The sequence below is a fragment of the Micromonospora sp. NPDC005299 genome (assembly GCF_042872345.1).
GTDB lineage: Bacteria > Actinomycetota > Actinomycetes > Mycobacteriales > Micromonosporaceae > Micromonospora.
Window position 1 is genome coordinate 622283 of sequence record NZ_JBIAKG010000003.1, and the last position, 18210, is coordinate 640492.

The 18210-nt window shown below is 73.5% G+C and carries 19 protein-coding genes; 4 read left to right on the forward strand and 15 right to left on the reverse strand.

The window, feature by feature from the left end; all coding sequences use genetic code 11:
- Window position 1 precedes the first annotated feature (1 nt).
- The 5 genes from ACFYPD_RS12415 to ACFYPD_RS12435 form a co-directional block, all read right to left on the reverse strand.
- Complete coding sequence (locus ACFYPD_RS12415; RefSeq protein ID WP_387112010.1) at window positions 2-490, reverse strand: SRPBCC family protein; 489 nt, start codon at window positions 488-490, stop codon at window positions 2-4.
- Complete coding sequence (locus ACFYPD_RS12420) at window positions 490-2187, reverse strand: ABC transporter permease (RefSeq protein WP_387112013.1); 1698 nt, start codon at window positions 2185-2187, stop codon at window positions 490-492. Before ACFYPD_RS12420 ends, ACFYPD_RS12415 begins: the two co-directional genes overlap by 1 nt.
- Window positions 2172-2936 carry an ABC transporter ATP-binding protein gene (locus ACFYPD_RS12425; RefSeq protein ID WP_387112016.1) on the reverse strand — a complete coding sequence of 255 codons (765 nt, stop codon included), beginning with the start codon at window positions 2934-2936 and terminating at the stop codon, window positions 2172-2174. The genes ACFYPD_RS12420 and ACFYPD_RS12425 overlap by 16 nt, the downstream gene beginning before the upstream one ends.
- Before the next feature lie 79 nt (window positions 2937-3015).
- Window positions 3016-4656 carry a cation acetate symporter gene (locus ACFYPD_RS12430; protein ID WP_387112019.1) on the reverse strand — a complete coding sequence of 547 codons (1641 nt, stop codon included), beginning with the start codon at window positions 4654-4656 and terminating at the stop codon, window positions 3016-3018.
- On the reverse strand, window positions 4656-5102 hold the full coding sequence (locus ACFYPD_RS12435; protein ID WP_387112022.1) for a hypothetical protein: 447 nt from the start codon (window positions 5100-5102) through the stop codon (window positions 4656-4658). The genes ACFYPD_RS12430 and ACFYPD_RS12435 overlap by 1 nt, the downstream gene beginning before the upstream one ends.
- A gap of 229 nt (window positions 5103-5331) precedes the next feature.
- Here ACFYPD_RS12435 and ACFYPD_RS12440 point away from each other — a divergent pair, with 229 nt between their 5' ends.
- The gene (locus ACFYPD_RS12440) at window positions 5332-5844 is read left to right on the forward strand and encodes an RNA polymerase sigma factor (protein WP_387112025.1); all 513 of its coding nucleotides are present in this window, start codon (window positions 5332-5334) and stop codon (window positions 5842-5844) included.
- The gene (locus tag ACFYPD_RS12445; RefSeq protein ID WP_387112028.1) at window positions 5831-7021 is read left to right on the forward strand and encodes a WD40/YVTN/BNR-like repeat-containing protein; all 1191 of its coding nucleotides are present in this window, start codon (window positions 5831-5833) and stop codon (window positions 7019-7021) included. The genes ACFYPD_RS12440 and ACFYPD_RS12445 overlap by 14 nt, the downstream gene beginning before the upstream one ends.
- Before the next feature lie 44 nt (window positions 7022-7065).
- Here the strand turns inward: ACFYPD_RS12445 and ACFYPD_RS12450 are convergent, their stop codons facing one another.
- From ACFYPD_RS12450 to ACFYPD_RS12470, 5 genes are all read right to left on the reverse strand, one after another.
- On the reverse strand, window positions 7066-7728 hold the full coding sequence (locus ACFYPD_RS12450) for a DUF5701 family protein (protein ID WP_387112030.1): 663 nt from the start codon (window positions 7726-7728) through the stop codon (window positions 7066-7068).
- Between the two features lie 83 nt (window positions 7729-7811).
- Window positions 7812-8576 carry a LytTR family DNA-binding domain-containing protein gene (locus ACFYPD_RS12455; protein WP_154229174.1) on the reverse strand — a complete coding sequence of 255 codons (765 nt, stop codon included), beginning with the start codon at window positions 8574-8576 and terminating at the stop codon, window positions 7812-7814.
- Complete coding sequence (locus ACFYPD_RS12460) at window positions 8573-9796, reverse strand: sensor histidine kinase (RefSeq protein ID WP_387112032.1); 1224 nt, start codon at window positions 9794-9796, stop codon at window positions 8573-8575. Before ACFYPD_RS12460 ends, ACFYPD_RS12455 begins: the two co-directional genes overlap by 4 nt.
- A 33-nt stretch (window positions 9797-9829) precedes the next feature.
- Window positions 9830-11338, reverse strand: a complete 1509-nt coding sequence (locus ACFYPD_RS12465) for a sugar transferase (protein WP_387112034.1) — start codon at window positions 11336-11338, stop codon at window positions 9830-9832.
- Window positions 11339-11663: 325 nt separating this feature from the next.
- A complete protein-coding gene (locus ACFYPD_RS12470; protein ID WP_387112037.1) occupies window positions 11664-12524 on the reverse strand; it encodes an Fpg/Nei family DNA glycosylase in 861 nt (286 codons plus the stop codon).
- Window positions 12525-12548: 24 nt separating this feature from the next.
- Here ACFYPD_RS12470 and ACFYPD_RS12475 point away from each other — a divergent pair, with 24 nt between their 5' ends.
- Complete coding sequence (locus ACFYPD_RS12475) at window positions 12549-13811, forward strand: glycosyltransferase (protein WP_387112039.1); 1263 nt, start codon at window positions 12549-12551, stop codon at window positions 13809-13811.
- Between the two features lie 18 nt (window positions 13812-13829).
- On the opposite strand, the gene ACFYPD_RS12480 is transcribed toward ACFYPD_RS12475, so the two are convergent.
- The 5 genes from ACFYPD_RS12480 to ACFYPD_RS12500 all read right to left on the reverse strand — a co-directional run bounded on the left by ACFYPD_RS12480 (window position 13830) and on the right by ACFYPD_RS12500 (window position 17643).
- Window positions 13830-14555 (reverse strand): CDP-alcohol phosphatidyltransferase family protein, encoded by a 726-nt coding sequence (locus ACFYPD_RS12480; RefSeq protein WP_387112041.1) that lies wholly within the window; start codon window positions 14553-14555, stop codon window positions 13830-13832.
- On the reverse strand, window positions 14530-15597 hold the full coding sequence (locus ACFYPD_RS12485) for an iron-containing alcohol dehydrogenase family protein (protein ID WP_387112043.1): 1068 nt from the start codon (window positions 15595-15597) through the stop codon (window positions 14530-14532). The genes ACFYPD_RS12480 and ACFYPD_RS12485 overlap by 26 nt, the downstream gene beginning before the upstream one ends.
- Window positions 15585-16316, reverse strand: coding sequence for a sugar phosphate nucleotidyltransferase (locus ACFYPD_RS12490; RefSeq protein ID WP_387112045.1), 732 nt, complete (start codon window positions 16314-16316; stop codon window positions 15585-15587). The genes ACFYPD_RS12485 and ACFYPD_RS12490 overlap by 13 nt, the downstream gene beginning before the upstream one ends.
- Before the next feature lie 71 nt (window positions 16317-16387).
- Complete coding sequence (locus ACFYPD_RS12495) at window positions 16388-17197, reverse strand: hypothetical protein (protein WP_387112048.1); 810 nt, start codon at window positions 17195-17197, stop codon at window positions 16388-16390.
- Complete coding sequence (locus ACFYPD_RS12500) at window positions 17194-17643, reverse strand: NUDIX hydrolase (RefSeq protein ID WP_387112050.1); 450 nt, start codon at window positions 17641-17643, stop codon at window positions 17194-17196. Before ACFYPD_RS12500 ends, ACFYPD_RS12495 begins: the two co-directional genes overlap by 4 nt.
- Window positions 17644-17757: 114 nt before the next feature.
- On the opposite strand from ACFYPD_RS12500, the gene ACFYPD_RS12505 reads away from it, so the two are divergent.
- The gene (locus ACFYPD_RS12505) at window positions 17758-18150 is read left to right on the forward strand and encodes a cyclic nucleotide-binding/CBS domain-containing protein (RefSeq protein ID WP_387112052.1); all 393 of its coding nucleotides are present in this window, start codon (window positions 17758-17760) and stop codon (window positions 18148-18150) included.
- The last annotated feature ends 60 nt before the right edge of the window (window positions 18151-18210 follow it).

The window sequence follows — 18210 nt, forward strand, 5'->3', positions numbered from 1 at the left end:
ACTACGCGGCGAGGGAGCGGCGCGCGGCGGCCAGCACCTCGGGGTCGGCGCAGCCGGCGGCGTACCCGGCGATCCGGCGGCGGATGTCCCGGCGCAGCAGCCAGACACCGATCCGCTCGGCGACCGGGCGCAGGAACCCGGGCCGGCACCGGAAGTTGTACCGCCAGGTGGCCAGGGTGGTGCCCGGCTCGGGGCCCGGCGCGAACCGCCAGCCGCCGCCGAACCGCTCGAAGAACCACGGCCCGCGCACCATCTTCATGCCCACGTTCGTCGGCGGCGCCCAGGAGACGTACTCGCTGACCATGGCCAGGCCGTGCCGGGAGCGGGTGAAGGTGCGCACACCCTTGCCGGGCCGGGTCGCCCCGTCGACGAAGTGCTGCTCCCGGACGAAGGGGTCCCAGCGGTAGCGGACCGGCGCCACGGTCTGGGACACCGCGAAGGCCAGCTCCGGGGGGACCGGAACGGTGGTCACCGCCTCGACGACCGGCATCAGCGCCTCGGGGTGACCGCGGCCAGCAGTTCCGGCTGGCGACGGTCCAGCGCGTCCCCGGCCAGGTACGCGCCGAGCAGCGCGGCGCCCAGCCCGTACGCCAGGCCGACCGGCAGGGCCAGCCAGAGCCAGACGTCGCCGAGCAGCGCGGCGGCCACCACCAGCGGCACGGCGGCCGCCGCCGAGGCCACCATGGACAGCAGGGTGTACAGGCTCTTCGCCATCCCGGCGCCGGTGTTCATGGCGAACGGGTTGCTCGTCTCCGGTAGCGAGTAGCCGCCGAGCACCGAGACGGACGCGTTGATCGCCAGCCCGCAGCCGTACGCGGCGGACAACCCGCCGGCCATCACGCCGAGCCAGCCGGGGCGCCCGAGCACGACGGCCAGCACCACGGCGACCGTGCCGAGGATCGGCACCACGTAGAGCGAGAACGCCACCATCCGGGCCAGCAGCTCCACCCGGCCCGGCACACCCGCCACCACGTTGGCCGCGTAGGCGCTGCCGTCGAAACCGAACTGGTTGGCCAGGGTCACCGAGGCGAGCACCCCGACGAACAGCATCGAGAGGCTGACCAGCACCGGGGACGAGTTGGCCGTGGCCTCCCCGAACGCGGCCCCGCCTTCGGTGGCGAGCCGGGAGCCGCCCAGGTTGACCATCAACGGCACGAAGATGCCGACCACCGCCACGGTGATCAGGTTGGCCCGCCGCCGGGCGTCCCGCCACCAGTAGCGGCACTCCCGGGCGACCAGCGCGCCGAACCGGTCCCGCCGGGCCCAGCCGAGGGCCCGGGGGAAGAACGGCCCGACCGCCGCGCCGGCCACCGTGCCGCGCCGGTCCCGGGACGGCCCGGCGCTCACCGCGCCCACCATCGCCGACTCCAGCGACCGCGACCACCACAGCAGGAGTACGCCGATCGCCGCCACGGTGATCAGGAGCTTCAGCACGGCCGCCGCGGCGTGCCCCTCGGCCACCTCGACGCCGGCCGTCCAGGGCGCGCCGAACGGGGTCCAGCCGACCACCCGGGCCACCCCGGTCAGCCGGTCCCAGTCGGCCTGCTGGACCGCGCCGAGCACGAGCAGTTGCAGCGGGCCGAGCAGGGCGGCGAGCACCGCGAGCAGCACGGCGGCCAGGTCGCGTACCCGGCGGGAGCGGAGCATGGTGGCGAAGGCGCTGGTCACCGCGCGGGCGGCGGCCACGCAGAGCAGCAGGCCGAGGACCACCCCGAGCACCCCGACCAGCGCGGCGAACCAGCCGCCCAGCGCGCCGGCGGTGAACACCAGCCCGGCGACCGTGAGCAGGGTCGACAGCACCGGGACGCTGACCAGGGCGGCCGCGAACAGGCCGGTGACCAGGGTGCGGCGGGACAGCGGGAGCAGCGCGAACCGGGCCGGGTCCAGGGTCTCGTCCACGCCGAAGAAGACCAGCGGCAGCAGCAGCCAGCCGAGGGTCAGCAGGCCGCCGCCGAAGGCGGCGGTCATCAGCGCGTACCGGGACTCGCCGGCCAGGCCGGGCGCGGCGAGCAGGAAGAAGCCGCTGACGGCGAACCAGAGCCCGAACAGCACGCCCCCCACGAACATGGCGATCCGCCAGCCCTGACCGCGGAAGTTGTTGCGCAGCACCCGCAGCTTGAGCCGGACGAAGTGCCGGGGCGAGACGGCCCGGGACGGCCGCTCGGCGGCGGTCACCGGGACAGCCACGACAGCTCCTGGCCGGTCGCGGTCCGCCCGCCGACCACCTCGACGAAAACCTCCTCCAGCGACCGCTCGCCGCGGACCTCGGCGAGCGTGCCGACCCGCTTGATCCGGCCGTCGGCCAGGATCGCCACGTGCGAGCAGAGCCGCTCGACGACCTCCATGACGTGGCTGGAGAAGACGACCGTGCCGCCGCCCACCACGTAGCGGTGCAGGATGTCCCGGATCAGGGCCGCGGAGACCGGGTCGACCGCCTCGAACGGCTCGTCCAGCACCAGCAGCCGGGGGCCGTGCAGCAGTGCGCAGGCCAGGCCGATCTTCTTCTTCATGCCGGCCGAGTAGTCGACCACCAGGGTGCGGCCGGCGTCGGTGAGCGCCAGCACGTCGAGCAGTTCCGCGGCGCGCTGGTCGACAACCGCCGGGTCCATGCCGCGCAGCAGCCCGTGGTAGGCCAGCAGCTCAGCGCCGCTGAGCCGGTCGAAGAGGCGTACGCCGTCGGGCATCACGCCGAGCAGCCCCTTGGCGCGTACCGGGTCGGCCCAGACGTCGTACCCGAGCACCCGGGCCTGGCCGGCGTCGGGCCGCAGCAGGCCGACGGCCATGGAGAGGGTGGTGGTCTTGCCGGCCCCGTTCGGGCCCAGCAGCCCGTAGAACGAGCCCGTCGGCACGTCGAGGTCGACGCCGGCGACCGCGACCTTGGTGTCGAACCGCTTGGCCAGGCCTCGGAGGGACAGCGCCGGGTGCTGATCGGTCATGTCCCCGACCGTAGCCCGCCCCGGCCAGCGGTCGATCCGGCCAGAGGAGGATCTTTTCGTCCTACCTGAGCCGTACGGGTCAGAGGCGCAGCGTCTCCGGGGTGTGCAGGCGGAGCATCGTGACGCCGACGTCCCGGGGCAGCCGCCGCCGGGTGGCCATCGACACCGCGACCATCACGGTGAACGCCAGCGGCACCGTCCACGCGGCAGGCTGGGTGGTGAGGGTGGCCGGCCAGCCGGACAGCGGGGGGCCGAGCACGGTGAGCAGCACCGCGCCGATCGCGGCGCCGCCCCCGACCAGCACCCCGGCGGCGGCGCCCAGGTCGGTCAGGCCGCGCCACCAGATGCCGAGCACCAGCAGCGGGCAGAAGCTCGACGCCGCCACCGCGAAGGCCAGCCCGACCACCTGGGAGACGTCCAGCCCGGAGACGTTCAGGGCGAGCACCGCCGGCACCCCGCCGGCGATCACCGTGGCCAGCCGGAAGCCGCGCACCGAGCCGCGGCCGAGGACGTCGGTGGAGATCACCCCGGCCACGCTGGTGAGCAGGCCGGACGAGGTGGAGAGGAAGGCCGCGAACGCCCCGGCGGCGACCAGCGCGGCGAGCAGCCGGCCGGTGGTGCCGTCGCCCAGCGCCGCCCCGGGCAGCAGCACCACCACCGCGTCGGTCTGGCCGGTGACCAGCAGCTGCGGCGTGTAGACCCGGCCCAGCACGCCGTAGATCGTGGGCAGCAGGTAGAAGACGCCGACCAGGGCCAGCACCACCAGCGTGGTGCGCCGGGCGGCGGCGCCGTCGGGGTTGGTGTAGAAGCGCACGAGCACGTGCGGCAACCCCATGGTGCCGAGGAAGGTGGCCAGGATCAGCGAGTACGTCCCGAACAGGCCCCGGTCGTCGTCGCCGGCCGTGTCGGGCAGCAGCCAGTCGGCGGCGGCGGTGGCCGCGCCGGAGACCTCGGGCACCGGATCACCGGCGGCGAAGTCGAGACGGTCGCCGGGGCGTACCTCCCGGAGGTCGCCGTCGGGCAGGGTGAGCGTCGCGCGGTGCTCGACCACGACGGTGGTCGCGGTCCGGAACGTCGGCCCGTCGGGCGGGGTGACCGCCGGGCGGGCGTCGGCCTGCCACTGCAACGCCAGGAAGATCGCGGGTACGGCGAGCGCCGTGAGCTTCAGCCAGTACTGGAAGGCCTGCACGAAGGTGATCGCCCGCATCCCGCCCAGCGCCACGTTCGCGGTCACCACCACGGCGACGAGCAGCGCCCCCACCGGATAGGGCGAGCCGGCCACCGTGGCCAGGGTCAGCCCGGCACCCTGGAGTTGCGGCACCAGGTAGAGCCAGCCGATGAAGATCACGAAGATGGTGGCGAGCTTCCGCAGTCGCCGCGAGCCGAGCCGCACCTCGCAGAAGTCGGGCAGGGTGAACGCCCCGGAGCGGCGCAGCGGGGCGGCCACGAAGAGCAGCAGCGCCAGGTAGCCGGCGGCGAAACCGACCGGGTACCAGAGCACGTCGACGCCGTACTTGAGGATCAGGCCGGCCACGCCGAGGAAGCTCGCCGCCGACAGGTATTCCCCGCCGATCGCGGCGGCGTTCCAGGTCGGGCTGACCGCCCGGGAGGCGACCAGGAAGTCGGAGGTGGTCCGGGCCAGCCGCAGCCCGTAGAAGCCGATCCCGACGGTGACCAGGGTGACCGCCACGATGGCGGGGACCACGTAGCCGTTGCCCATCAGCGCTCCGGCCGCTGGACCAGGTCGGTGAAGTCCTGCTCGTTGCGTTCCGCCAGCCGCACGTACGCCCAGCCGACCGCGATCAGGAACGGGAAGGCCACCACTCCGAGCAGCAGCCAGGGCAGGTTGACGCCGAGCAGGGTGACCCGGCCGACCGAGGGCGCGATGGCGAAGAGCCAGGGCAGCCCGCCCAGCCCGATCAGCACCAGCAGGCTCAGCCGCAGGGCCAGCGAGAGTTGGGCCCGCATGAGGCCCTGCACCAGCGTCTCGCCCACCCGGGTCTGCTGGGTCAGCTCCGAGCGGGTGCGCTCGGCGCGGCTGCGTGGCCGGGAGACCTCGGCCAGCACGACGCGGGTCCGCCGGGGTGGCTGCGGGGCGCGCGGGGCGGGGACCGGAGCCACCCGGTCGGGCCGCCCCGGAACGTCCTGCTCCTCGCCTCCGGTCATCCCCGGCAGTCTCGCCCGATCAGCGGGAATGTCAAGAGCACGGGGGACGGCCCTGTGGACAACGTGTGGACAACGCTTCACTCCTGTGGACAACCCGGTGGATGACGGCCGCCTGTTTGTGGACGACGGAGGGGATGCCAGGGTGAGCCGGTAGAGGGGAGCTTCTGATCGTTTCGCCGGGAACCTTCGGCCCACGCCACGAGTGGGAGAGATGTGAAGGGAGGTGACGGTGTCCGACGGTGATCTGATCTCCGAGCTCTACGGCGGTTCTTTCCGGCGGCTGGTCGTCCAGCTCTACGCCGTGACCGGGGACCTGAGCGAGGCCCAGGAGGCGGTCCAGGAGGCATTCACCCGTGCCCTGGCCGCGCCCGGACGGTTCGCGCGGCTGGACAACCCGGAGGCGTGGCTGCGGCGGGTCGCGGTGAACGTCGCCCGCAGCCGGCATCGGCGGCGACGCGTCCTCGAACGGCTGCTGCTCCGGATCGGTCCGCCGCCCGCCGTCGCCGACCGCTCGCCGGACCACCTGGCCCTGCTGGCCGCCATGCGCGAGCTGCCCGAGGGGCAACGACACGCGCTCGCACTGCACTACCTGGTCGATCTGCCGGTGGACGAGGTCGCGGCGACCCTCGGCGTCTCAGCCGGCACCGTGAAGTCCCGGCTCTCCCGTGGGCGGCAGGCCCTGGCGGAGCGGCTCAGGGATTCCGACACCACCAGCACCGGGAGGATCGATGTCCGACCGTGAGATCTCCGGCTTCCGGGTCGACACGGTCGCCGGGGCCGTCCGGCAGCCGCCGCTCGACGAGTTGCGGGCCGTGGCGCGTTCCCGCCGACGCCGGTCGCGGGGCCTGGGCGCGACCGCCCTCGCCCTGCTGGCGGCCCTGGTCGTCACGCCGCTGGTGGCCCAGACGGCCCGGTCCGGGTCGACAGCGCCGACCTCGCCGTCGCCCAGCCGCGGCCTGCCGGGCAAGCCCGGCGACTTCACACTGACCGGCCCGGAATCCGGGGTGGACGTGCGCGTCGACGGTTGCCTTCTGCGCTTCGCCCGCACCACCGACGGGGGCCGGACCTGGTCCGACTGGGACGACGCCCGCTACCAGGCCACCAGGTGCGAGCCCGGTCGGGCCGGGCTGGAGTATTCCGTGCTGGGAGACGGGATCTACCTGGTCTATGACGGCGGATTGCGCCGCCTCTCCACCGACCACGGCGGCACCTGGCAGGACGCGAACCAGGCGATCAGCGCGGTGCCGGCGTTCCCGGCCACCGCCCGGCCGGTCCCCTGCCACTTCACCTGCCAGGCCGTGGACGAGCCGCTCGCGGTGGACCCGTCGACGGGAAAGGTCTACCGGCTCACCGGGCCACCGCCGACCCCGCTTCAGCTCTTCAGCCTCTACCCCGCGTCGGACGGCAGCATCTGGACCACGTACGAGACCGGTGGGGCCACGGTCGGTGCCCGCAGCATGGACCGGGGCGCGACCTGGACGACCTGGACGCCCCCGGCGGGAGAAAACCTCCTGGCCCTGGTGGGGGTCGACAGCCGAGAGGGCTATCAGATCGTGTCCGGTGGTGACGAGGGAGTGGAGCTGCAACGGACCACGGATGGTGGGAGGCACTGGTCCACCACCCTGGTCGGCCTGCCCGAGGGGCCGCACTGGGATCTGACGGTGGGGGTGGACGGGTCCCTGCTGGCCATCACCCTGACCGGCCCGGAGGGTCACCGCGTGGCGGAGATGCGGGTCAGCCGGGATGACGGTCAGACTCTCACCGTGGCACGAGGGGACGGCATGCCCGTCGCCTCGGTCAGCGTCGCACCCGGATACGCGTGGCTTTTCGTCGAACGTGCCGGTTCGGGCGGGGAGGCGGACCGCCTGCTCCTGACGCAGGACGGGCGCGTCTGGACACACTTCCTCCTCGCCTCCTGACCGTGCAGGGGCGGGACGCTGTCGGTCCCGCCCCCGCAGACTGCTCAGTCGAGCCCGACGCGCACCGGATCGGCCGTGGCCGAGCCGAGCCAGGTGTGCGGGTTGCCGAACCAGCACCAACCCAGCTTCGGCGCGCCCTGGCTGATCCAGAGCGCCGGCACCCGCTTGTCCCCGCAGCGGGAGCCGACCAGCGAGAAGCACCGGTTGCTGGCCAGCGCCGGCGGGTGCACGGTGACGAAGGCGAGGCCCTCGTCGATGGTGATCGGCAGCCGGCCACGGGCGGTCATCTCCGCCAGCGCGGTGGACGGTGGCAGGTTCCGGTACTCCTCGCCCCGGTCCACGTCGAAGAGCAGATAGGCCGGCCCGGCCGGCACCTCCAGCTCCTTGATCGGGTCGAACGTCGGCAGGTCGTCGGCGGGGAAGTTCCGGTCGAGGATGCCGGGCTTCCGCTTGCCGGCGAGCGTGGTCAGTGCGATCCGCTCCTGGACGGGCACCAGTTCGCGGGTGGTCACCAGCAGGAAGGGCACCCGCCCGTCGGTGGGCGCGGCCAGGTCGGCCGCCCCGGCGACGGCCGCCGCGCGCAGCGGGGTGAGGAGATCGCGGAAGGCGTGCTCGGTCAGCCCGGCAAGGGCCGGGTAGCCGAGCTGCACCAGTCGGTCGAGTTGACGGTCGAATTCGGTCGCGGCGTCGTAGCGGCTGTCGGGCATGCGGCCTCCACTCTGTCGTACGGCCTGCCGTACAGCGTACGACAAGAGGCGGGTATTCCCGACCGGCGGAAGAATTTCTCGAATCAGCGGTTCCAGTCCTGCTTGGCCGCGCGGACCAGCTTGTCCTTCAGCTCCCGGGTGTGCCGCCGGCTCACCGGCAGCTCGGCCCCGTCGATCACCACCACGTAGCCGGAGTTGACCAGCCGCAACTCGGCGATCAGCTTGAGCTGCACCAGGTAGGACCGGTGGACCCGGACGAACCCCGCGTCGGCCCAACGCTCGGCGAGGGTGGCCAGCGAGACCCGGACCAGATGCGAGCCGTCCGCGGTGTGCAGCCGGGCGTAGTCGCCCTGCGCCTCCACCCAGCGCACCGCCGAGCGGGGCAGCATCCGGGTGGTCCCGGCCAGCTCGATCGGGATGGTCGGATCCTCCTCGGCCCGGGCCAGCGCCGCCGGATGCGAGGGGACCACCCGCGAACCGATCACCCGGCGCAGCGACTCGGCCAGCCGCTCGGCGCGCACCGGCTTGCGCACGTAGTCCGTCGCGCCCAGGTCGAAGGCGTCCACCGCGCCGTCGTCGTAGGCGGTCACGAACACGATCGCCGGCGGCCGGGCGAACCGGCGCAGCACCCGGGCCAGCTCCATGCCGTCCAGCCCCGGCATCCGGATGTCCAGGAAGACCACGTCCACGTCGCCGTCGCGCAGCACCCGCAGCGCCTCGGTGGCGTCGCCGGCCGTGTGCAGCCGGGCCACGCGGGGATCGGCCCGCAGGTGGTACGCCAGCTCGTCCAGGGCCGGCGGCTCGTCGTCGACCGCCAGCACGCGGAGAAACCCGGTTGCGGCGTTCATGACGTCGCCCGGACCCCGGGGTGGAACTTCGGCACCCGCATGCTGACCTTCGTACCCGAGCCCAGGCCGGTCTCGACGACCAGGCCGAACCGGTCCCCGAAGGCCGACCGGAGCCGCTCGTCGACGTTCGAGAGGCCGACGTGCTGGCCCGGATCGTCGGCCGGGTCGCTGGCGGCGCCGGCGAGCTCGGCGATGCCGGCGGTCAGCGTCGTCGGATCCATCCCCACCCCGTCGTCCTCCACCGTGATGTGGCACTCGGCGCCCGCGTCCCGGGCCTCGATGCTCACCATGCCGGTGCCCGGCTTGCGGGACAACCCGTGCCGGACCGCGTTCTCCACCAACGGCTGGAGGCAGAGGAACGGCAGGGTCACCGGCAGCACCTCCGGGGCGATCTGGAGGCGCACCTGGAGCCGCTCGCCGAAACGGGCCCGCTCGATCGTCAGGTAGCGGTCGATCGAGCGCAGCTCCTCGGCGAGCGTGGTGAACTCCCCGTGCGCCCGGAACGAGTAGCGGGTGAACTCGGCGAACTCCAGGATCAGCTCCCGGGCCCGTTCCGGGTCGGTCCGGACGAACGAGCCGATCGCGGTCAGCGCGTTGTAGATGAAGTGCGGGCTGATCTGGGCCCGCAGCGCGCGTACCTCGGCGCGGGCCAGGCGCTCCCGGGAGGAGTCCAGCTCGGCCAGGGCGAGCTGGTCGCCGGCCCAGTGCGCGGTCTCCAGGGTCGCCTGCACCAGGCCGGGGGCGGGCCGCTCGCCGGCCACCGCCACCAGCGCCCCGACCACCCGGCCGTCGGCGCTCAGCGGGGCCACCACCGCCCCCCGGACCGGGCAGTCCACCAGATCGCAGTGCAGCTCCGACTCGCGCAGCACCGTCGAGCGCCCGGTGCCGACCGCCCGCCGGGCCGCCGCGAGTAGTTGGTCGCCGTGGTGCGCGCCGTGCCCGTCGAGGGCGAGCAGGGTGTCCCGGTCCGTCAGGGCCAGCCCGGCCGCGCCCACCAGGGCCCGCAGATGGCGTACGGCCTTCGTCGCGCCCGCCGCGCTCAGGCCGCCCCGCAGCGGCTCGGCGGCGAGCCCGGCAGTGTGCAGCACCTCGTAGGTGGCCCGCTGGGTGGCCGTGGCGATGCCCCGGCGGGCGCGCAGCCGCAGCACCGCCCACAGCGCCGCGGCCAGCGCGGTGACCAGCGAGACGACGCCGAACACGGCCGAGAGGTTGCCACCCACGCCCGCGATCCTGACGGGTGGCGGCCCGAAGCGCTAGTACGCGCCCTTGCGGGCGAGCACCACCCCGACGGTCCGCCACAGGATGCTGAGGTCGTAGGCCAGCGACCAGTTGTCGACGTAGTAGAGGTCGAGCCGGACCGCCTCGTCCCAGGAGAGGTCGGAGCGGCCGGAGACCTGCCAGAGCCCGGTCATGCCCGGGCGGACCAGCAGCCGGCGCCGGACGTCGCCGAGGAAGTCGCCGTCGTCGGCGGGGAGCGGACGCGGACCGACCAGGGACATCTCGCCCCAGAGCACGTTGATCAGCTGGGGCAGCTCGTCCAGCGAGGAGGCGCGCAGGAAGCGGCCCACCGGGAACACCCGGGGGTCCTGCTTCATCTTGAACAGCATGCCGTCGGTCTCGTTCTGGTCGACCAGGCCGGCCAGCCGCTCCTCGGCGTCGACGTACATGGTCCGGAACTTCCAGACGCGGAAGGTCCGCCCCTCGTGCCCGACCCGGGGCTGCCGGAAGAAGACCGGACCGGGGTCGGAGATCCGGATGGCGATCGCGACCGCGGCGAAGAGCGGGGCCAGCAGCAGCAGGCCCAGCCCGGCGCCGACCCGGTCCATCAGGCTCTTGGCGAGCAGGGCCGGCCCGGACAGGGTCGGCTCCTCGACGTGCAGCAGCGGCAGGCCCTCGATCGGACGGATGTGCACCCGCGGGCCGGCGATATCGGTGAGCTGGGGCGCGACCACCAGGTCGACACCGGAGCCCTCCAGCTGCCAGGCCATCCGGCGCAGCTCGCCCGGCTCCGCGCTGGCCGAGCCGCAGACCGCGATGGTGTCCCCGCCGACCTCCCGCACCAGCGCGAGCACGTCCCGGCCGGCGTAGACCGGCACCGGGGTCTCGATGCCCCGGGCGGCGGCGTACCCGTCGGTGAGATGGATGGCCACCGGGACCAGGCCGGCCCCCGGGTTGCGGGTGACCGCGGTGAAGACCTCCAGGCACTCCGGCAGGGTGCCGACCAGCACCATCCGGTGCCCGGCCTGGCCGACCCGGCGGCGGACGGTGTGCAGCGCCAGCCGGGCCACCATCCGGCCCAGCAGGATCAGCAGCATCGCGCCGAGCAGGGCGAAGCCGACCGTCCACCGGGACAGCGCGTAGGTCTTCGTCGCGAAGGCGATGAAGGAGACGGTGGCGGCGACCGCCACGCCGGCCCGGGTCACCCGCTTGAACTCGTCCGGCCCGAGGCCGAGATAGCGCCGGTCGTAGGCCCGGTTGCCCCACAGGATGAGCAGCCAGCCGAGCGGCAGCAGCAGGAACGCGACGGTGTAGAACCACGACTGGGGCGCGTGCCGGAAGCCCGAGTCGGCCTGCTGGAAGATCTGGATGGCCAGGTAGCTGGCCAGCGCCGCCGCGCCGAAATCGATGAGCAGGAGGATCGCGATGTAGGGGCGGTGCCAGCGGGACACCCGGCGTCGGGCGCGAGCCCACGCCAACCGGGGTACGCCGTTGTGCGACGGCGGAGTCGGCGGCTGGATCTCGAAGCTGTCGACGTGCCGCACGCTCTCGCTCCGGCCTGTGTTGGTTACCGGGCGCTGGAGGCTTGTCGTCACCTCAACCCATGTCCTCCCGCATGACCCGCGCCCTCACTCGCCGTGAGGGCCCGAGTCGCCCACCGTCCCAGTCTCCCACGCGGGCCCGGCCCGGACCGCCCCCGGAGGGAGAAGCCGTCCGATGATGCTCGCGAGGATCTGGCCGGCTCCGAGTCGGTTGTGAAGCCGGGGACCGAGCCACTATACCGATGGATGGCGGCCCCGGTAGAGGTGCGGAGTGGGACCTTCGGTGATCCGCGGACGATTCCTCTCCGTAACCGAAGAGTGTGGTTACTCACCGTACGAGGCGGGACAACCGTCGGTCAGCCAGCGGCTTGCCGCCGGTCTGACAGGTGGGACAGTACTGGAGGCTCGAATCGGCGAACGAGACCTCCCGCACGAGGTCGCCACAGACCGGGCAGGGCAGCCCCTTCCGGGCGTGGACCTTGAGCCCGGAGCGCTTCTCGCCCTTCAGCTCCGCGGCCCGCTGCCCCATCGAGCGCCGCACCGCGTCGCCGAGCACCGCGCGGGTCGCCGCGTGCAGCGTGGCGAGCTGGTCGTCGGTCAGCCGGTCGGTGATCGCGAACGGGGAGAGCTTCGCCGCGTGCAGGATCTCGTCGGAGTACGCGTTGCCGATCCCGGCGAGCACCGACTGGTCGGTCAACACCCCCTTGACCTGCCCCCGGCGCCCGCGCAGCCGGGCGCCGAAGGTGGCCAGGTCGGCGTCGAGGGCGTCCGGGCCCAGCTTGCCCACCCCCGGCACCAGAGCCGGATCGGTCACCAGGTACGCGGCCAGCTTCTTCTGGGTGCCCGCCTCGGTGAGATCGAACCCGGAGCCGTCGTCGAGGCGTACCCGCAGGGCGATCGGGCCCTTGCCGGGGCGCAGCGGGGCGGTCGACGGAAACGCCTCCCGGTAGTGCAGCCAGCCCGCGCGGGCCAGGTGGACCACCAGGTGCAGGCCCTCGTCGAACCGGACATCCAGGAACTTGCCGTACCGGCCCGCGCCGACCACCGCCCGGCCCGCGACCGCGCTCGGCGGCGGGTCGTACGTCTTCAGCGCGCTGATCGCGGCGACCTCGAACCGCTCGACCCGCCGGCCGACCGCCCGTTCGCGCAGGTAGCCGGCGAGCGCTTCCACCTCCGGTAGTTCAGGCACCGTACAAAGGTAGCCTTCTTTCCCGTGAGAATCGTGGTGGCACACAACCGGTACCGGGAAGCCCAGCCCTCCGGCGAGAACACCATCGTCGACGCGGAGATCGCCCAGCTGACCGCGGCCGGGGTGGAGGTGCTGCCGTTCCTGCGCAGCTCCGACGAGATCCCCGCGATGTCGAAACCGGCCAAGGCGCTGCTGCCGATCTCGCCGATCTGGGCCCCGAAGGCCCAGCACGACCTGGACCGCCTGCTCGCCGAGCACCGCCCGGACGTGCTGCACCTGCACAACCCGTACCCGCTGCTCTCGCCCTGGGTGGTGCGGACCGCGCACAAGCGCGGCGTGCCCGTGGTGCAGACGGTGCACAACTACCGCCAGGTCTGCTCCTCCGGGCTCTACTTCCGCGACGGCGTGATCTGCCAGGACTGCCGGGGCCGGGCGCTGGGGGTGCCGGCGATCGTGCACCGCTGCTACCGGGGCTCCCGGGCGCAGAGCGCCCTGATGGCCACCACGCTCGCCGTGCACCGCCCGACCTGGAAGTCCGTGGACCGGTACATCGCGCTCACCACCGCGGTCGCCGACCACCTGCGCGACTACGGCATCCCGGACGAGCGGATCGTGGTCAAGCCCAATGCGGTGCCCGACCCGGGGACCCCGGCGCCGCCCGGGGACGGGTTCCTCTTCATGGGTCGGCTGAGCCCGGAGAAGGGGCTCGACCTGCTGCTGAACGCATGGCGGCGGCACCCGGTGGGGTCGCTGGGCCCGCTGCGGATCGCCGGCGACGGCGAGCTGCGCCCCCTGGCCGAGGCGGCCGCCGCCGAGCGGCCCGACGTGGTCTACCTGGGCCAGCTCGACCGCGCCGGGGTACGCGCCGTGCTGGCCGACAGCGCGGTGGTGCTCGCCACCTCCACCTGGCACGACGTGTTGCCCACCGTGATCATCGAGGCGCTGGCCAGTGGGCGACCGGTGCTCGGCACCGCGCTCGGCGGCATCCCGTACCTGGTCGGCGCGGACACCCCCCGGGAGCCCGCCGGCACCGGCCCGGCCGAGGTGGCCACCGCGGCGCCCGGCGACGGGCACGTCTCCCTGCCCACCGGGGTGCAGCGCGGCGAGGCCGGCTGGGTGGTCGCGCCCGACCCGGAGGCGCTGGCCGCCGCCCTCCCCCTGGCCCGGGCCGGCGCCGCGACGCTCGCCCCGGCCGCCCGGACCCGCTACGAGCGCACCTTCCACCCCGACGTGGTCACCAAGCGCCTCATCGACATCTACGCCGGGGTCACCCCCACCGCCCACTGAGCGGGGCGAGCCGCACCGTCAGTGCAGGGAGGCGCGGGCGGAGAAGGCGATGCTGGCCAGGAGGAAGCCGCCGTTGACGATCGTGAAGGCGACGATCACCCAGAGGGTCAGCGCGGGGGCCACGGTCAGGACCAGGCCGGCCAGGAAGACCACGGCGCCGTAGTCGCGGACCAGCTTCACCAGGCGGACCGGGAACGAGGTCGAGGTGACCATGCTGGCCGCGTTCGGGCCGGCCTGCATCACCGAGGTGACCAGGTTGACCATCCAGGTGCCGGCGAAGACCGCCACCAACCAGGTGGGCGTCGAGGGGCGCTGCGCCACCACGGTCGCGCCGAGCGCGGTGACCAGGGCGATCTGGGCGGCCACGTCGCAGAGCACGTCGACCCGTGCGCCGGCCGGGTTGTTCTGCTTGGTGACCCGGGCGAGCTGCCCGTCCGCGCAGTCCAGCGCGTACGCGATCTGCCAGGCGACCAGGGCGACCAGCCCGACCGCCCAGGCCGGGACGGACCCCGCCGCGACGTCGTCGGCGAGCGCCACCACGGTCACCGAGGCGGCCAGGCCGAGCACCAGGTTGGTGACGGTCAGCGCGGTCGGCCGCAGCCCCAGGCGCTGGGCGACCAGCGCGAAGACCGCGCCGATCCACTGACTGATCGACTCACTGAACAGGCCGCCGCCCCGGTTGACCCGGTGGAAGTCGGCGACGGAGGGGCGGGACGGCTCAGCCAAGGTGGTCGCGGAGTGCACCGGCGTAGTCTGCCAGCCGGTCCCGCGTCTCGGTAGGCGACATCGCCAGGTGTTCGAGGATGGTGTAGCGGTCCGGCCGGGTGGCCGGCGCGAACTGCACCGCCTCCACGAACTGCTCGTCGGTCAGGCCCACGTCGGCGGGCAGCCGGGGGAGGCCGTGCCGGGCCAGGCAGGCCGACATCTCGATGAGCCGGCGCTCGTCGCCCCGGAGGAAGGTGCAGAACAGGGCGCCCAGGCCGGCCAGCTCGCCGTGGGAGGCGGTGCCCGGGTAGAGCGAGTCGACGGCGTGCATGATCTCGTGGCAGCCGCCGCTGGCCGGGCGGCTGGTGCCGCAGACCGCCATGGCCAGGCCGGTGGAGATCAGCGCCTCGGCGAGCACCGTCACGAAGCTGTCGTCGCTCATGTCGCCCCGGTGGGCGAGCACCGCCTCGGCGCCCATCCGGGCCAACGAGGCGGCGAGCCCGTCGACCGGCTCCCCCCGGACCTGCCGGGCCAGCTCCCAGTCGGCCAGCGCGCTGATGTTGCTCACCACGTCGCCGATGCCGGCCCGGTTGTGGCGCTCCGGCCCCGCCTCGACGAAGTCCAGGTCCACGATCACGGCGATCGGGATGTGCACCCCGTAGGAGCCCTTGATCCCCTCGGTGACCAGGCTGGCCACCGGCGACGCGATGCCGTCGTTCGCCAGCGCGGTCGCCACGGTGACCATGGGCAGCCCGCGCCGGGTGGCCGCGTACTTCGCCACGTCGATGGTCTTGCCGCCGCCGATGCCCACCACCGCGTCGTACGACCGGTTGCGCAGCTTCGCGCCCAGGTCGTCGGCGGCGTCCAGGGTGCCGCCGGCCACGGTGAACAGGTCCGCCGACCGCAGCGAGGGGCGGATCAGCTCGGCGATCTGCTCACCCTGCCCGGGACCGACCACCACCGCCACGTCGCCCCCGGCGGAGATCCGCCCGTCGGCGAGGATCGCGGCGAGGTCGGCCACCGCACCGCGCCGCACGTCGATGTGCAGCGGGGTGAGGATCGTCCGGGCTAGTAGCGGCACGCGATCTCCCACGCCCGAGCCAGGTCCGCGTGGTTGTCGACCTCGACCCAGGAGACGTCGCCGATCGGCGCCGCCCGCACCTCGCCGCCCCGGTCGGCGAACTCCTGGTAGCCGTCCTCGTAGTAGAGGTTCGGGTCGCGCCGCCAGGTCGCCTCCAGGGCGTCGGCGAGCGCGCCGGCCACCTGCGGCTCGATCAGCGTCGCGCCGATGTACTCCCCGTACGCCTCACCCGGGTCCATCAGCTTGGTGATGCGGGTGAGCTGGCCGGCCGCGTCGAAGGTGGTCTTCATCTCCTCCTCGGCCAGCGCCTTGATGTTGTCGACGGCCAGCAGAATGCCGGGGCCGCGCTCGGCCAGCAGGGTCTTCTCCACGCTCACCGGGTGCACGGTGTCGCCGTTGACCAGCAGCACCCCACGGGAGAAGTGCTCCCGGGCCAGCCAGAGCGAGTAGGCGTTGTTCCACTCCTCGGCCTTGTCGTTGTGCACGAGGGTGATCCTGACGCCGTGCTTCTCCTCCAGCGCGGCCTGCCGCTGCCGGACCGCGTCCGCCGCGTAGCCCACCACGATCACGACCTCGGTCAGCCCGACCTCGGCGAGGTTGCGCAGCGCGATGTCGAGGATGGTGGTCTCCCCGTCGACCGGCACCAGGGCCTTGGGCAGGGTGTCGGTGTACGGGCGCAGCCGACGCCCCGCACCGGCCGCGAGCACCATCCCGATCATGCCGGCACCATCCTCTTCTCGACTCCGCTCCACTCGGTGGAGGATAACGTCGCGCCGCCGGCGGCCGTGGTTCAGCCCGGCAGGGCGGCCAGGTCGGCGAGCATCTCCAGCCGTTCCTCGGCGGCGAGCACCGCCCACGGGCCGGCCGCCCGGCGGTCCGTCTCCTGCTCGATCGCGACCCGCTCCGGCCCCGCGGGCAGCCCGGCGACGCTCGCCGCGGTGTGCCCCGCCGCGGTCCACGCCGCCGCGTACGCGTCCGCCCGGTGGTACCGCAGGGTGCCCAGCCGGTTCAGCAGCAGCACCCCGGGCGGGGTGCCGACCGGCTCGTGCGGCGGGGCCATGGTCGCGAAGGCCCCGGGCCCCGCCGACACGAACGCGTCCGCCAGCACCCGGCCCAGCGCCGAGACCAACCGCTCCACCCGCTCGTCGTGCCCGGCCCACAGTTCCTCGGTCACCTCGGCGTGCACGCCGTACAGCTCGGCCAGGAAGGCGAGCCCGCGCTCGGTGGCGCAGAAGCCGCCGTCCGGGAAGCGCTGGATCATCCCGTACGCGACCTGCTTGTCCAGCGCCCGCCGGCTGGCGGCCGGGTCGCGGTAGCGGGTCACCGCCGCGAAGCCCGCGGCGTCCACCGTGCCGCCCGGTGCGGCCAGCCGGGTGCGGAACTCCACCAGGACGCCGGTGGCGGCCGGACCGCCGTACCGGGAACTGAGCTCCGCGCCGCCGCCGTCGCGGCCGGCCAGCATTCCGGCGACGAAGGTCCGGTCGACCGCCGGGGCGACCAGCCCCGCGAACCGGTGCGGCGGAAGCGTTATCTCCTCGACCGTTCCGGCGCGGTGCGTCGGAACCCACGCCGCGCCGCGACCCGGAACGGTCGCGCTCACAGACCGATCGAACGCAGGGCGGCGAAGGCGTTCTCGGCGATCCGCCGGATCAGCCCGTCGTTGACGTCCCGGTGCTCGTCGAGCAGGTCGACGTCCCGCTCCGCCAGCCAGCGGAACTCGGTGTGCTTGCCCTCCTCCAGCCGGGGCCGGCTCAGGTCGCCGTCCACCCGGACCAGGAAGTCGGTCTCCACGCGGGTCAGTCCGTCGTCGCCGGTGTACCGGTATTCGCCGACCTGGCCGAGCACGTGCGAGACGGTCCACCCGGTCTCCTCGGTGACCTCCCGGAGCAGCGCGTCCTGCACCTCCTCGCCCGGTTCGAGGTGGCCGCCGACGATGTCCCAGCAGTTGGGGAAGAGGCGCCGCTCGGGGGACCGGCGCTGGATGAAGATGCGGCCGTCGTCGTCCACGATCAGCGCGCCGGCACAGCGGAGGGGCTCGGTGGGCACCTCACGACAGTAGCGATTCCGCGCCGTTCATGGCGATGCCCGGTCTTGTCCCGTTCCGCATCGATGGCCCACCATGTCCGTACCGAGGCCGCCGTCCCACAGAGGTGATGCGTGATGCAGGTACGAGAAGCGATGTCCAGCGAGATTCTCGTGGTCGGCCCGGAGCACACGCTCCGCCAGGCGGCCCGAATGATGTCGGCCCGCCGGGTGGGGTCGGCGGTCGTGATCGACCCGGATTCCGAGGGGATCGGGATCATGACGGAACGCGACGTGCTCAACGCAATCGGGGCCGGGCTCGACCCCGACGTCGAACGCACCGGTGCGCACCTGACCTGGGACGTGGTCTACGCGGGCCCGGACTGGACGGTGGAGGAGGCGGCCGCCGCCATGGCCCGGGGCGGGTTCCGGCACCTGGTGGTGCTCGACGGCCGGGAGGTCGCCGGGGTCATCTCGGTACGCGACCTGATGCGGGTCTGGGCGCGGGAGCACACCGCCCCCCACGTCTGAACCGACGGCGGAAAGGGCGATGGCCCGGCCGATACCGGCCGGGCCATCGTCGTGTCGTAC